We start from the raw sequence: 13,639 nt of genomic DNA, 5'->3' as shown, positions 1-13,639 counted from the left end.
CTCTATGAAGGCGGGGCTTTTCAGGTGTTCGACTATTTGCTCAAACGGCTCCTAGCCGCTCAACCATGTCGGGGAATTTCTCCACCAGCCTGATCAACAAGGCGGCCTGCGCATTGGGCTTCGACGTTTTCTTTCGCGCCCAGCTCGGGAGCCGGTTTGTCCTGCACGGAATGACTGCGCAGTGCGATCTCACCTTCGCGCTGAGCCACCATCTCGCCAACGCCTCGCATTAACTCTACGAACAGGTCGCGCTTTTTCATGAAGCTACCTCTCGCTTTCAACTCTGCCTCAATGGCTTTTTTGAGCGCATTAACTTGGTCGGCGACCATCGCAAAACTATAGACATGTTGCTTATAGCTCGGCAATTGGTGGCCAGGTCGCCAAGATCAAAAGATCGCAGCCTTCGGCAGCTCCGAATATCACTCACCCACAATGAAGTGACGCGCCCCAACCACTCAGGCCGGCTGTCAGGCCGCCGTGCTTTGCTGTTGATCTTGATCCACCCGCCCCTATCGGAAGGCCGAGCGCAGGTGTTCAGCAGGGGGTGGGCGCGCAGCGCCGTACGGCGCAGCCGGACACATCGAGAGGAGGTCGTCGCGAAGCAGACCGTAGGCGATGCCCCCTGATGGACACCGGAGTGAGGGAACGCCGAGCCTAGGCGAGGTGCCGTACGCTTGGGGCGAAGCCTTTTGGTTCCTTTTTGGCGTTTGAAAAAGGGACTCGCCGTAAGGGCGAAACCCTAAGTGGCCGTTACCGCAGGAATGGATATGTACACCTGCTTAGAGATAGGCCGGCTGTCAGGCCGCCATCGCGGGCAAGCCCGGCTCCCACAATGGATCGATGTACATCTGCAAGAGACAGGTCGGCTGTCAGGCCGCCAAGATCAACAGATCGCAGCCCGCGGAATAAAAAGCCCCGCGCTTCTCTCGAAGGCGGGGCTTTATGTACAACCGCAAAACCTTAAGGCGCGTAAGTCAGCAACAACTCGGTCGGCACCTTGAAGTCCAACGACATCATCACGCTCAACGCCGTGATGGTGAAAATCGAAAACACAAACAGCTTACGTGCCCAAACCGTGTCATCCACCGCCTTGTAGCCCGTCCAGGCCATGTACAACCAGTACATGCCCATGGCCGCCGCAACCGCGAGATAACTCATGCCAGCGTAACCACTGAACGTCAGCATCAAGGTCGCCACCAGGAACGCCAGGATGTACAGCAGGATGTGCTTCTTCGCCACCTGAATCCCACGCTTCACCGGCAACACCGGAATCGATGCTGCCAGGTAATCATTGAAGCGAAAGATCGCGATCGCATAGGAATGCGGCATCTGCCACAAGCTGAACATCACCAGCAGCGTCAGCGCCGCCATGTCGAAGTTATTGCTGACTGCGACATAGCCGATCACCGGCGGCATCGCCCCCGACAGACTGCCCACCAGCGTGCCGTGAACCGACTTGCGCTTGAGGTACAGGCTGTAGAAGCCGACATAGATGACAAAGCCGATCACCGCGAACAACGCCGCCAGCGGGTTGGCCACGCGATACAGCAAGGCCACGCCGGCGATACCCAGGACGGTCGCATAAACCAGTGCCAGTTTCAGGGAGATCAGGCCCTGCACCAGCACACGGTTCTTGGTGCGTTCCATCTTCAGGTCGATGTCACGGTCGATGCAGTTGTTGAACACGCAACCCGACGCAACCACCAGGGACGTGCCGATCATCGCAGCCAGGAAAATGGCCAGATCGACATGCCCTTTCGAGGCCAGGAAAAACCCGCCTGCCACAGAAAGCACGTTACCGAAAATGATCCCCGGTTTGGTGATTTGGATAAAGTGCTTTAAGGACATCCGGACTTTCCTCAGTGCGCCATCATGACGGAATGGATGCTGTACATGATCCACAGCGACAGACCGACCAACAGGACGATAACCAGCGCCGCGAAAACAAACGCAATCACGTTGTTACGCTGGGCGGCAGAGCGGTCCAGGTGGAGGAAGTAGACCAGGTGCACCAGCACCTGGATCACTGCGAAGGCCAGTACGATCGCCAGGGTCATGGCTTTCGGCAGGGATGGGTACATCACCAGGCCGAAAGGAATGATGGTCAGGATCACCGACAGGATGAAGCCGATAGCGTAGGACTTGACGCTGCCGTGGCTGTCGTCGTGACTATCGTGTGAGTGAGCTGCGTTAGCCATTTACAGAGTCCCCATCAGGTAAACAACGGTGAATACGCAGATCCACACTACGTCCAGGAAGTGCCAGAACAGGCTCAGGCAGCTCAGACGGGTCTTGTTGGTCGCCGTCAGGCCATTCTTCTGGACCTGATACATCATGATCGCCATCCAGATCAGACCGCTGGTCACGTGCAGACCGTGGGTGCCGACCAGGGTGAAGAACCCGGACAGGAAGCCGCTACGGTTCGGACCGAAGCCTTCGGAGATCAGCGTATGGAACTCGTTGATCTCCATGCCGATGAAGCCCAGACCGAACAGGAAGGTGATGGCCAACCAGCCCAGCACCTGAGTCTTCTTGCCTTTGAACAACGCCAGCATGGCGAAGCCGTAGGTGATCGAGCTGAGCAACAGGCAGGCGGTTTCGCCCAGCACGTAAGGCAGTTCGAAGATGTCGTGGCCCGACGGGCCACCGGCTACGTTGTTTACCAGTACCGCGTACACCGCGAAGATCGACGCAAACAGAATGCAGTCGGTCATCAGGTAGAGCCAGAAACCGAATACGGTCATCTCGCCCGAGTCGTGGTGATGGTCATCGTGCCCATGGTCATGACCATGGGCGTGTCCAACATTGGTCACTAAGTTCGACATGGTTTAAGCCTGTTCCAACGAGGTTTCAACACGGGTGGCGGTGGCCGGAATCGCTTTGGCCGCAACCAGACGCTTGTGCTGCTCGGCTTCAATGCGCTCGATCACATCGACCGGCACCATGTAGCCTTGATCATCACGGGCAGCGTGGATCACGAAATAGATCACGGTGCCAGCCAGGCCTGCGATGGCCATCCACCAGATGTGCCAGATCATCGCGAAACCGAACACGGTCAACAGAGCACCCATGACCAGGCCGGTCGCGGTGTTGTTTGGCATGTGGATCGGCTCGTACTTGGCCGGAGCCTGGTACGCAGTACCGTTTTCCTTGGCTTCGGTGAACGGGTCGATACCGTCGGCTTTCGGCAGTACAGCGAAGTTGTAGAACGGTGGTGGCGACGAGGTCGACCATTCCAGCGTGTGGGCATTCCACGGGTCGCCGGCTTCGCACATGTTCTGTGGCAGCTTGCGATCACGGATACTCACGTACAACTGGATCAACTGGCAGGCAATACCGAAGGCGATCAGTACCGCACCGACCATTGCAACGTGCAGGTATGGCGTCCACTCAGGGTTGGTGGTGCTGTTCAGACGACGGGTCATGCCCATGAAGCCCAGTACATAGAGCGGCATGAACGCGACGAAGAAGCCCGAGATCCAGAACCAGAACGCTGCCTTGCCCCAACCTTCGTGCAGCTTGAAGCCGAACGCTTTAGGGAAGTAGAAGCCGAAGCCGGCGATGTAGCCGAACACGGCGCCGCCGATGATCACGTTATGGAAGTGCGCGATCACGAACAGGCTGTTGTGCAGTACGAAGTCAGCACCCGGGATGGCCAGCAGTACGCCGGTCATGCCGCCGATGGCGAAGGTCACCATGAAGCCCAGGGTCCACAGCACCTGGCTGGTGAAACGCAGACGGCCCTGGTAAATGGTGAACAGCCAGTTGAACAGCTTCACCCCGGTCGGGATCGAAATCAGCATCGTCGCCAGACCGAAGAAGGCGTTGACGTTGGCACCCGAACCCATGGTGAAGAAGTGGTGCAGCCAAACCATGAAGCCCAGGATCGAGATCGCGCCGCTGGCGTAGATCATCGAGTGGTGGCCGAACAGTTTCTTGCCGGAGAAAGTCGAGATGACTTCGGAGAAGATCCCGAACGCCGGCAGAATCAGGATGTAAACCTCGGGGTGACCCCAGGCCCAGAACAGGTTGACGTACATCATTGGATTGCCACCAAGTTCATTGGTGAAAATGTGGAAATCCATGTAACGGTCAAGCGTCAGCAGTGCCAGGGTAGCGGTCAGGATCGGGAAGGAAGCGACGATCAGTACGTTGGCCCAGGTGCAGGTCCAGGTGAAGATCGGCATGTCCATCATTTTCATGCCCGGGGTGCGCATTTTCAGCACAGTGGCCAGGAAATTGACCCCCGTCAATGTCGTACCCAGTCCGGACAGTTGTAATGCCCAGATGTAGTAGTCCACACCCACGCCCGGGCTGTAGCCCAGTTCCGACAGCGGTGGATACGCAACCCAACCGGTACGGGCGAATTCGCCGACACCCAGGGACACGTTCACCAGTACCACGCCGGAAACCAGCAGCCAGAAGCTCAGGGAGTTCAGGAACGGGTAGGCAACGTCACGCGCGCCGATCTGCAGCGGCACTGCAAGGTTCATCAGGCCGGTGAAGAATGGCATCGCCATGAAGATGATCATGATCACACCGTGAGCGGTGAAGATCTGGTCATAGTGTTCAGGTGGCAGGTAGCCAGGCGAACCCTCAGTGGCCAGGGCCAGCTGGGAGCGCATCATCACGGCGTCGGCAAAACCACGCAGCAGCATGATCATGGCAACGATGATGTACATCACGCCGATTTTCTTGTGGTCGACCGACGTCAGCCACTCGGTCCACAAATAGGTCCACTTCTTGAAGTAGGTGATTGCAGCAAATACCGCCAGACCACCGAGCGCGATCATGGCGATGGTCACCATCACGATCGGCTCGTGGAACGGGATCGCTTCCCAACTTAATTTACCAAACATCGTTTACTCCTCTGCCCCGGCAGCTGAATGCGAACTCATGTCCATCCCTTCCATACCGGCGCCGGCCACTTCGTGTTCTTTCTTCTCGTGGTGCATCGGCTTGCCCGGTTTCATGCCTTCATACTTGTCGATGATGGTCTGGAACAGGTTCGGCGCGTACGAGGAGTAGAGTTCAACCGGGTTGTTCTGGCTTGGTTTGGAAAGGGCTTCGTATTCAGCTTTTTCAAGCTGTTTAGGTGCTTTCTTGACATCACTGACCCAGGCATCGAAATCTGCCTGAGAGGTGGCGATTGCTTTGAATTTCATGCCAGTGAAGCCAGCACCGCTGTAGTTGGCGGAGATACCGTCAAACTCGGCATTCTGATTGGCGATCAGGTGCAACTTGGTTTCCATGCCCGCCATCGCGTAGATCTGACCGCCCAGGCCCGGAATGAAGAACGAGTTCATCACGGTGTCGGAGGTGATTTTGAAGTTAACTGGCGTGTTGGCCGGGAACACCATCTTGTTGACGGTGGCGATGCCTTGTTCCGGGTAGATGAACAGCCACTTCCAGTCCATCGCGACCACTTGAATGGTGATCGGCTTGACGTCGGATTCCAGCGGACGGTAAGGGTCCAGGGCGTGGGTCGACTTGTAGGTGACGTAACCCAGGGCAATGATGATCAGGACTGGGACAGCCCACACCGCGATTTCAATCTTGGTGGAGTGCGACCATTTCGGGGTGTAGACGGCGTCCTTGTTGGAAGCGCGGTATTTCCAGGCGAACAGGAAGGTCATGACGATGACCGGAACCACGACCAACAGCATCAGCAGCGTTGCGGTGATGATCAGGTTGCGCTCGTCCAGGCCGACCTGGCCCTTGGGATCGAGCAGGGTCATGTTGCAGCCTCCCAGCAACAGCGTGCCGAGCAGCGGCAATAAGCCTAGTAGTCTGGGGTACCTGTTTTTACTCATCTCACGACCTCTAAAGCAGCTTGCGCAATGCAGTTGGGTTTTGATCGCCAACACTTCACCCTGCCAAGGGTTGGCATTTTTCTTGGATTGAATAAGGGCTTGCCCGTCGCGCGCTAAACGCTGGTCGACACATCCTGGGCTAGCGGTGAGTTCTTATTCGAATTCGTGGTCAAAGGCCTTGTTACAGACCAATTCCATTTGGTGCGGATAGTTGGAAGGCGCCGACACCTGGCGTCGAATGAAGCCCGTTACAGCCCCACGACCACCCCTTGTGCCAAGGAGAGTGCCGCCCCGGAATTTCAGTGCGGGCGATTGTAGATATGTAACGTTGTATAAACCATGTCTCAACTCGAAATAATTTTTATCGGATACCGCAACAATCATTAACGAAATCTGCAAAGATTATCCACGATATCGAGACAGATTCTCAATAACAACCCCGAAAAAACCAGCGCTACTGTCCGCAGTTCAGACAGCTTCAACCCCTCTCGAAGCATCGCTGACCTCGCGCAAGCCCCCTTGTCACAAGGCCTTTAGCCATTCGTCCGAGCCTGTTAAAACTGCCTGCTGCACCGCATTTTCCGGCTTCCGGAGAGGCCCGTCAGCAAGATAAATTCCCTGTCAGTTTCAGCGACGACAATCGTCTTTGAAATGAGTTGCGACACCTTTGCTGTGACAACATGTCGCACACGTGTCGCACCCTTCTTTGCCGCGCGTCACGATCCTTTGACAGACCCGCTGAAACGCAAAGCGCCCCGGCCTCTTTTCGAGGTCCGGGGCGCTTTATTCAAGACCTGTGGCTGCGGCGAGAAGCCTCAGTTCAGGTGTTTGCGGTTACGCGAAATGAGCAGTGGCACCAGCACCACGGTCAACACGAAGGCCACCAGCGCCCACTGTGCCAGCGACAGGCCGAGGATCGGCGGGTACGGCGTCTCGCAGAAGCCGTCGACCTGGAAACCCAGCGGGAAGATCTTCGCCAGCGGCAAGCCGTCGACAATCGGTTGCAGCACGTCGATGCCGCAGCTGACCGCCGGGTAAAACTGCGTATAGACGTGATGCCCGGCCGCTGCAGCGCCCGCGAGGGCGAAGATCACCACCAGCCCTTCAAACACGGTGATGCTGCGACGGGTGCGCATGGCGGCACCGATAAAGGCACTGATCGCAATCAGCAACAGCGCATAGCGTTGCAGGATGCACAGCGGGCATGGCGCCTCGCCCAGCACCACTTGCATGTACAGCGCGCCGCCGATCAGCGCCAGGCAGATGATGCCCAGCAAGACCAGGAAGCGCCGCTCACGGCCCATCCGCATCATTTCCTCGTTCATTCCCGTTTCCTTTGCCAAAAGTGCTGGTTGTATTCAACAGACCCACCGGCCGCAGTGGATTTTATACGTATCAATTGATCGCAAGTTTACACGCTAGCCATCGGGGTGGATTAACAGGAGGGAATTAACGGCAGGCTTATTAACAGCGGATTAAACAGATTGATCGGTGGCGAAACTGATAACGCCATCGCGGGCAAGCCTTGCTCCTACAGGATTGTGAGTACCTGTAGGAGCAGGGGGGGCGCCTAGCTCTTGCCCGCGATGAAGGCGACCCGGTCTGACTGAGTCGCCACCCTACGCTTACTCCAGCGCAGCAGCCGGGCCGAAGAACTCGTAGCGGCTCTGCTTCTCTGGAACACCCAAGGCCTTGAGGTGGCGCTTGATCGCGGCCATGAAGCCTTTCGGGCCGAGGAAGTAAGCGTCCAGGTCGCGCTCTTGCGGCAACCAGTCGGCCAACTGCTCCTGACTCAACAGCCCGACCTTATCCGCCGCAGGGCTGACGCCGTCATCTTCGGCGTAGCAGTAGAAGCGCTTGAGTTGCGGGTGACGCTCGGCCAGGCCGTCGATCCAGTCGCGGAAGGCATGCACGCCACCGTTACGCGCACAGTGGATAAAGTGCACCGGACGCTCGGTGGCCAGCGCCGCTTCCAGCATCGGCAGGGTTGGCGTGATGCCGACGCCGCCGCTGATCAGCACCAGCGGTTTGTCGCTGGCGGTCAGGGTGAACTCACCTGCTGGCGGAAACAGCTGGATGCTCGCACCGACATGAAACTGGTCATGCAGGTAATTCGAGGCACGACCGCCCTCTTCGCGCTTGACGCTGATGCGGTACTGACCGTTGTCGCCCAAGGACGACAGCGAGTAGTTGCGACGAATTTCTTCGCCATCGAGGATCAGTTTCATGCCGATGTACTGACCCGGTTCTGCCGCGAGGATCGGTCCCTTGTCCGCCGGTTCAAAATAGAACGAGGTGATTTCCGCGCTCTCTTCCACCCGCTTGGCCAGTTTGAATTCCCGCGCCCCGCGCCAGCCGCCGACCGCTGCGGCCTTCTGGTCGTAGATCGCGGTTTCGGCGCCGATCAGGATATCGGCCAATTGGTTGTAGGCGGCGCCCCAGGCGCTCATCACTTCTGGCGTGGCGATCTCGTCACCGAGCACTTCGGAAATCGCCCGCAGCAGGCAGGCGCCGACAATCGGGTAATGCTCCGGCAGGATTTGCAGGGCAACGTGCTTGTTGATGATCTTCGCCACCAGATCGCCCAACTGGTCGAGCTGATCGATGTGCCGCGCATACATCAGCACCCCGCGAGCCAAAGCCCGTGGCTGGTCGCCGCTGGCCTGGTGCGCCTGATTGAACAGCGGACGAACCTCTGGGTACTCGGAGAGCATCATGCGGTAGAAGTGCGTGATCAGGGCTTCGCCGCCGCTTTCCAGCAACGGTACGGTGGATTTGACGATGGCACGGTCTTGAGCGCTAAGCATTAAGGGGGTACTCCTGAACGACTGGGTTTATAGTTTTCTACCCATGACGTTTCAGTTTCCGTGCCAACAATTAAAACCATATAAATCAATAAGTTAATAAACATGTAGTCATAACGACACAAGCGGATTTATAGTCACCTCGACTACATGGAGTCAATATGACTGCAAAACCCTTGCTCACCGCGTTGCTGCCACTGGTCTCCGACCTTTCCCGCGAATTGCCCGAAGGCGAGCGCTACCGGCGCCTGCTCGAAGCCATGCGCGCGCTGCTCCCCTGCGATGCCGCCGCCCTGCTGCGGCTCGACGGTGAATGGCTGGTACCGTTGGCAGTGGATGGCCTGAGCACCGACACCCTCGGCCGGCGCTTCAAGGTCAGCGAACACCCGCGCTTTGAAGCGTTGCTCAGCCGCTCGGAGCCGACGCGTTTCCCCAGCGACAGCACCTTGCCCGACCCTTATGACGGTTTGGTCGACGGCCACGGCGATCACCTGGAAGTCCACGACTGCATGGGCTGCCCGCTGTTTATCGATGAGCGTCCGTGGGGTTTGCTGACCCTCGATGCGCTGGACCCGGAGCGCTTCGAGCCGATCGAACTGGACGCCTTGCAAGCCTTTGCCAGCCTCGCCGCCGCCACGGTCAACGCCGCCGAACGTATCGAACGACTGGCCAATCGAGCCGAGGACGAACACCAGCGCGCCGAGGTCTATCGCCAGGCCAGCGGTCAGCAGAGTCGCGAAATGATCGGCCAGAGCAAAGCGCACAAGCGCTTGGTGGAAGAAATCAACCTGGTCGGCGGTAGCGACCTGACGGTGCTGATCACCGGAGAAACCGGGGTCGGTAAAGAGTTGGTGGCCCAGGCGATCCACGCCGCTTCACCGCGTGCCGACAAACCGATCATCAGCCTCAACTGCGCCGCGCTGCCCGACACGCTGGTAGAAAGCGAGTTGTTCGGCCACGTGCGCGGCGCCTTCACCGGGGCGCTGAACGACCGGCGTGGCAAATTCGAACTGGCCAACGGCGGCACGCTGTTTCTCGATGAAGTGGGCGAGTTGTCGCTGGCGGTGCAGGCCAAATTGCTCCGTGTGCTGCAAAGCGGTCAGTTACAGCGCTTGGGTTCGGACAAGGAGCATCAGGTCGACGTGCGCCTGATCGCCGCGACCAACCGTGACCTCGCCTTCGAGGTGCGCAGTGGCCGCTACCGCGCCGACTTCTACCATCGCCTCAGCGTCTACCCGTTGCTGGTGCCGGCGCTGCGTGATCGCGGTCGGGATGTGTTGTTGCTCAGCGGTTACTTTCTTGAACAGAACCGCTCGCGGATGGGCCTCAACAGCCTGCGCCTGAGCAGCGACGCCCAAGCGGCATTGCTGGCCTACAGTTGGCCGGGCAACGTCCGCGAACTGGAGCACTTGATTGGTCGCAGTGCCTTGAAAGCGCTGGGCAACTCGCGGGAACGGCCGAAGATTCTCAGCTTGAGCGCGGCGGATCTGGACTTGCCCCACACGCCCCTTGAAACGCCTTCTGCGCCAGCCAGCATTGAACCGGCGCCCACCGTTGAAGTGTTCGGCGACCTGCGCCAGGCCACCGAGAACTATCAACGCCAGTTGATCACCGCTTGTCTTGAGCGCCATCAAAACAACTGGGCCAGCGCCGCCCGTGAGCTAGGCTTGGACCGGGCGAACCTTGGGCGGATGGCCAAGCGGTTGGGCATGAAGTAGTAACCAATGTGGCGAGGGAGCTTGCTCCCGCTGGAGTGCGAAGCGCTCCCAAATCAGCCACCACATTGCAACAGACAGTACACAGGTACCGATTTGGCGACTGCTGCGCAGTCGAACGGGAGCAAGCTCCCTCGCCACAGGGTTTGCCGTTTGGCATTAAAGCCCGCCCCGCTTACGTCGATAACCCGATATCAATAGTTGCTGGCGGTCCTACAATCGCCCATCACCTTTTCCACAGAAGGTTTTTATGTCCTCCAACAAAGCCCGCGCAGATTCACTTTCGCTTCTGCTCTTTACCTTGCGCAGTGGCAAGCTGATGGCGATCAACCTGCTGAAAGTCAGTGAAATCATCCCCTGCCCGCCGCTGACCAGGCTGCCGGAGTCGCACCCGCACGTCAAAGGCATCGCCACCCTGCGCGGCACCTCGCTGTCGGTCATCGACCTGAGCCGGGCGATCGGTGAGCGGCCGCTGGAAGACCCGGACGGTGGCTGCCTGATCGTTACCGACGTCAGCCGTTCCAAACAGGGCCTGCACGTTCAGGCGGTGAGCAAGATCGTCCATTGCCTGACCACCGACATCCGCCCGCCACCCTACGGCTCCGGCGGCGTGCGCGCGTACATCACCGGCGTGACCTCGGTCGACGGCACGCTGGTGCAGGTGCTCGACATCGAGAAAGTCATCCACGGCATCGCCCCGGCACAGATCGAAACAGCCCCGACCGAGCTGAGCATGGAAGACGCCGAAGTACTGGGCAACGCACGCATTCTGGTGGTCGATGACAGCCAGGTGGCGCTGCAACAATCGGTACACACCCTGCGCAACCTCGGCCTGCAATGCCACACCGCACGCAGCGCCAGGGAAGCCATCGACTGCCTGCTGGACCTGCAAGGCACTGCACAGCAGATCAACCTGATTGTCTCGGACATCGAAATGTCCGAGATGGACGGTTACGCCCTCACCCGGACCCTGCGTGAAACCCCGGACTTTTCCCACCTCTATATCCTGCTGCACACCTCGCTGGACAGTGCGATGAACAGCGAAAAAGCCCGTCTGGCCGGGGCAAATGCGGTGCTGACCAAGTTCTCCTCGCCAGAGCTGACCAGATGCCTGATCGCCGCCGCAAAAGCTGTCGCGCAGCAAGAACAAGGTCATTGAGCCTTGGCTGAAGAGTATTGCCTGCTGCTGCGGCGCGACCTCGCTGGAGTGTTGCCCGCCATTGCCTGGCCTCCAGGCATTGCGCTGAACCAATACCGCCCCGAGCTGGCCGAAGCGGTTCATCAACTGATGGAGCAGGGTTATCAGCACGGCGGCGGTCGAGTACCAGCGCTGGAGGTGTGGCGCGAGCGCTTTGAAAGCGATGCGGAATATGACCCGGCGCTGTGTTTCATCGCCTCGGACCCTCAAGGCATTGTCGGCGTGGCCCAGTGCTGGACCAGCGCCTACATCAAGAATCTGGTGGTGCATCCACGGGCTCAGGGTCAAGGCTTGGGACGAGCGTTGTTGTTGCATGCCTTCAGTGTGTTTCAACAGCGCCGCGAAGGGTTTGTTGACCTCAAGGTACTGGAAGATAACCAGCGCGCTCGGCGACTGTATGAAAGCGCCGGGATGCGTGTGGTGCGCCGGGAGCTGGTTCCAGACTGATACCGCTATCGCGAAGCTCCCCGCACAACCCTCCTCAATCCTTCAGGCATACTCAATCCTTGGCCAAAATTCACCCAAGGATGCCCGAACCATGAAAGCCTCAAGTCTGATATTCATCAGCCTGACCGCAATCACCAGCCAAGCCTTCGCTTCTAGCCCGGATGCATGGGCCGCCCATGACAAAGCCGTTCTCGCCAGTTGCACCAAAGCCAGCCAATTGAGTCACGCCAAACCCGTTGGCAATGCTGCGCAGTTCGATGATCGCGTCGGCTATACCGCACTGTTGCTGCAAGGCCAGTACCCGCAAAAACATATGAAAGGCCAACAAGGCACTGAACTGTGCCTCTACAACAAAAAGAGTAAAACCGCGTATATCACCGAATGGGATTCTGTACGTCCATGACTGGCGCACAACTTGCTTTGGCCCCCTCCCGCGCGGTGGTTTTCCGCCATCGCTGACGCCTCTGGAATGTGACCGGTCGCCTAATGAATACGACGTTTTCCTGCGTAGGTTGCGGCAAGTGCTGCACCGACCACCATGTGCCCCTGACCCTCGCCGAGACCCGAATGTGGGCGGCTGACGGCGGTACCGTGATCGTGCTGGTGGAAGGTTTTCTCGGCAATGGCCTGGGCCTTCCGGCCTTGCAACGCGAGCACGCCGAACGCCGTTCCGTGGTGGTGCCCAGCGGTGCGACCCAGGCCCACGTAGCGATTACCTTCGCTGCATACAACGCCGGTCGCTGCCGGAATCTTGACGAAGACAACCTCTGCCGCATCTACGATCGCCGGCCGCTGGTGTGCCGCATCTATCCGATGGAAATCAATCCGCACATTCCCCTGACGCCAACCGCCAAGGACTGCCCGCCCGAATCGTGGGAGCAAGGTCCTGCGTTGATTGTCGGCGGTCAGTTGGTTGATCAGGCATTGGCCGACCTGATCCAGCGCTCGCGTCAGGCAGACCGCGACGATGTCCAGGCCAAGGAAGCGATTTGCGAACTTCTGGGGATTCGCACCACGGCGCTCAAGGGTGACGGGTTTACCGCCTACCTGCCGGACATGGCGGCGTTTGCCTCGGCGATTGATCAGGTTCAGGCAGCGCCGTTGCCGGGTTCGGCCGGTGAATGGCTGTTCCATGTGTCGGGCAACGACATTGCTGAGCAAGTGCAGGCCGCTGGCGCGAACGTGGTCACGGCAGAACCGCTGAACTATGCGTTTATCTCGTTGCGCGCGGCCTGAGATTTATAACCGAGAGGGACCACTCAGCGCTTGCCCATCGAGCGACGGGTGCCAGGAGGCGCTGCGCCCGGGACCTTGGTGTGGCCATTCTTGGCGCCGTTCTTGTACCACGGCTGGCTGGCGTTTTTGGCGGAGGCCAACTCGCCCGGTTTGAACGGGAACTTGAAGGCCGGAATCGCCGCTTTGGTTTCGCTGTCGGCGCTGGAGTCGACGCTGTCTGGCAGGTCAGCCTGTTCGTCAGCAGCAGGCGCTTGTATCGGGGAAGTCATGAATGCTCCGGGTGTTACAGTGAGTCGGGCCCGATGGGTGGGCCGCGAAAGGCCGGCAGTATACCTGCGCGCCCGTGATCTTTAACCTCCCGACGCATGAATGGTCACCTTTGCTGACAGCCCTGTCAGTTAGCCGTCACCCTGCTGACCGCAACGA

The 13,639-nt window shown here is 58.9% G+C and carries 13 protein-coding genes and 1 pseudogene; 5 read left to right on the top strand and 9 right to left on the bottom strand.

From position 1 onward, the window contains the following. Nucleotides 1-40: 40 nt before the first annotated feature. The 8 genes and pseudogenes from AABM55_RS05030 to hmpA all read right to left on the bottom strand — a co-directional run bounded on the left by AABM55_RS05030 (nucleotide 41) and on the right by hmpA (nucleotide 8,620). Nucleotides 41-260, bottom strand: a pseudogene (locus tag AABM55_RS05030) (transcriptional regulator). A 700-nt stretch (nucleotides 261-960) separates the two neighbouring features. Then, nucleotides 961-1,848: a heme o synthase gene (gene cyoE, locus AABM55_RS05025; protein WP_347928970.1), complete on the bottom strand. Its 888-nt coding sequence runs from the start codon at nucleotides 1,846-1,848 to the stop codon at nucleotides 961-963. An 11-nt stretch (nucleotides 1,849-1,859) separates the two neighbouring features. Beyond that, nucleotides 1,860-2,198, bottom strand: a complete 339-nt coding sequence (gene cyoD / locus AABM55_RS05020; RefSeq protein WP_054595736.1) for a cytochrome o ubiquinol oxidase subunit IV — start codon at nucleotides 2,196-2,198, stop codon at nucleotides 1,860-1,862. Further along, entirely contained in the window at nucleotides 2,199-2,825 is a 627-nt protein-coding gene (locus AABM55_RS05015; RefSeq protein ID WP_054595735.1) for a cytochrome o ubiquinol oxidase subunit III, read from the bottom strand. Nucleotides 2,826-2,828: 3 nt separating this feature from the next. Beyond that, nucleotides 2,829-4,859: a cytochrome o ubiquinol oxidase subunit I gene (gene cyoB, locus AABM55_RS05010; RefSeq protein WP_347928969.1), complete on the bottom strand. Its 2,031-nt coding sequence runs from the start codon at nucleotides 4,857-4,859 to the stop codon at nucleotides 2,829-2,831. A gap of 3 nt (nucleotides 4,860-4,862) precedes the next feature. Next, nucleotides 4,863-5,813, bottom strand: coding sequence for a ubiquinol oxidase subunit II (gene cyoA, locus AABM55_RS05005; protein ID WP_054595733.1), 951 nt, complete (start codon nucleotides 5,811-5,813; stop codon nucleotides 4,863-4,865). Nucleotides 5,814-6,628: 815 nt separating this feature from the next. Further along, a complete protein-coding gene (locus AABM55_RS05000) occupies nucleotides 6,629-7,138 on the bottom strand; it encodes a disulfide bond formation protein B (RefSeq protein ID WP_256585262.1) in 510 nt (169 codons plus the stop codon). Between the two features lie 300 nt (nucleotides 7,139-7,438). Continuing rightward, entirely contained in the window at nucleotides 7,439-8,620 is a 1,182-nt protein-coding gene (hmpA, locus tag AABM55_RS04995) for an NO-inducible flavohemoprotein (protein WP_347928968.1), read from the bottom strand. A gap of 158 nt (nucleotides 8,621-8,778) precedes the next feature. Here hmpA and norR point away from each other — a divergent pair, with 158 nt between their 5' ends. From norR to AABM55_RS04970, 5 genes are all read left to right on the top strand, one after another. Then, nucleotides 8,779-10,335, top strand: coding sequence for a nitric oxide reductase transcriptional regulator NorR (gene norR, locus AABM55_RS04990; protein ID WP_054595730.1), 1,557 nt, complete (start codon nucleotides 8,779-8,781; stop codon nucleotides 10,333-10,335). 247 nt (nucleotides 10,336-10,582) lie between these two features. Then, the gene (locus AABM55_RS04985) at nucleotides 10,583-11,491 is read left to right on the top strand and encodes a chemotaxis protein (RefSeq protein ID WP_347928967.1); all 909 of its coding nucleotides are present in this window, start codon (nucleotides 10,583-10,585) and stop codon (nucleotides 11,489-11,491) included. Between the two features lie 3 nt (nucleotides 11,492-11,494). After that, nucleotides 11,495-11,977 carry an N-acetyltransferase gene (locus tag AABM55_RS04980; protein WP_347928966.1) on the top strand — a complete coding sequence of 161 codons (483 nt, stop codon included), beginning with the start codon at nucleotides 11,495-11,497 and terminating at the stop codon, nucleotides 11,975-11,977. Nucleotides 11,978-12,068: 91 nt separating this feature from the next. After that, the gene (locus AABM55_RS04975) at nucleotides 12,069-12,380 is read left to right on the top strand and encodes a hypothetical protein (RefSeq protein WP_054595727.1); all 312 of its coding nucleotides are present in this window, start codon (nucleotides 12,069-12,071) and stop codon (nucleotides 12,378-12,380) included. Nucleotides 12,381-12,463: 83 nt separating this feature from the next. Then, complete coding sequence (locus AABM55_RS04970) at nucleotides 12,464-13,213, top strand: YkgJ family cysteine cluster protein (RefSeq protein ID WP_347928965.1); 750 nt, start codon at nucleotides 12,464-12,466, stop codon at nucleotides 13,211-13,213. A gap of 23 nt (nucleotides 13,214-13,236) precedes the next feature. On the opposite strand, the gene AABM55_RS04965 is transcribed toward AABM55_RS04970, so the two are convergent. Continuing rightward, the gene (locus AABM55_RS04965) at nucleotides 13,237-13,482 is read right to left on the bottom strand and encodes a hypothetical protein (protein WP_103319149.1); all 246 of its coding nucleotides are present in this window, start codon (nucleotides 13,480-13,482) and stop codon (nucleotides 13,237-13,239) included. Between the last annotated feature and the right edge of the window lie 157 nt (nucleotides 13,483-13,639).

Source organism: Pseudomonas helvetica (genome assembly GCF_039908645.1).
GTDB lineage: Bacteria > Pseudomonadota > Gammaproteobacteria > Pseudomonadales > Pseudomonadaceae > Aquipseudomonas > Aquipseudomonas helvetica.
This window is presented reverse-complemented; position numbering and strand designations above follow the sequence as displayed.

Excerpts from the sequence above, each read along its gene's own strand:
- cyoB (WP_347928969.1), bottom strand. The coding sequence starts at position 4,859 with ATGTTTGGTAAATTAAGTTGGGAAGCGATCCCGTTCCACGAGCCGATC.
- hmpA (WP_347928968.1), bottom strand. The coding sequence starts at position 8,620 with ATGCTTAGCGCTCAAGACCGTGCCATCGTCAAATCCACCGTACCGTTG.
- AABM55_RS04985 (WP_347928967.1), top strand. The coding sequence starts at position 10,583 with ATGTCCTCCAACAAAGCCCGCGCAGATTCACTTTCGCTTCTGCTCTTT.
- norR (WP_054595730.1), top strand. The coding sequence starts at position 8,779 with ATGACTGCAAAACCCTTGCTCACCGCGTTGCTGCCACTGGTCTCCGAC.
- AABM55_RS05000 (WP_256585262.1), bottom strand. The coding sequence starts at position 7,138 with ATGAACGAGGAAATGATGCGGATGGGCCGTGAGCGGCGCTTCCTGGTC.
- AABM55_RS04970 (WP_347928965.1), top strand. The coding sequence starts at position 12,464 with ATGAATACGACGTTTTCCTGCGTAGGTTGCGGCAAGTGCTGCACCGAC.
- cyoD (WP_054595736.1), bottom strand. The coding sequence starts at position 2,198 with ATGGCTAACGCAGCTCACTCACACGATAGTCACGACGACAGCCACGGC.
- AABM55_RS04975 (WP_054595727.1), top strand. The coding sequence starts at position 12,069 with ATGAAAGCCTCAAGTCTGATATTCATCAGCCTGACCGCAATCACCAGC.
- AABM55_RS04965 (WP_103319149.1), bottom strand. The coding sequence starts at position 13,482 with ATGACTTCCCCGATACAAGCGCCTGCTGCTGACGAACAGGCTGACCTG.
- cyoA (WP_054595733.1), bottom strand. The coding sequence starts at position 5,813 with ATGAGTAAAAACAGGTACCCCAGACTACTAGGCTTATTGCCGCTGCTC.
- AABM55_RS05015 (WP_054595735.1), bottom strand. The coding sequence starts at position 2,825 with ATGTCGAACTTAGTGACCAATGTTGGACACGCCCATGGTCATGACCAT.
- cyoE (WP_347928970.1), bottom strand. The coding sequence starts at position 1,848 with ATGTCCTTAAAGCACTTTATCCAAATCACCAAACCGGGGATCATTTTC.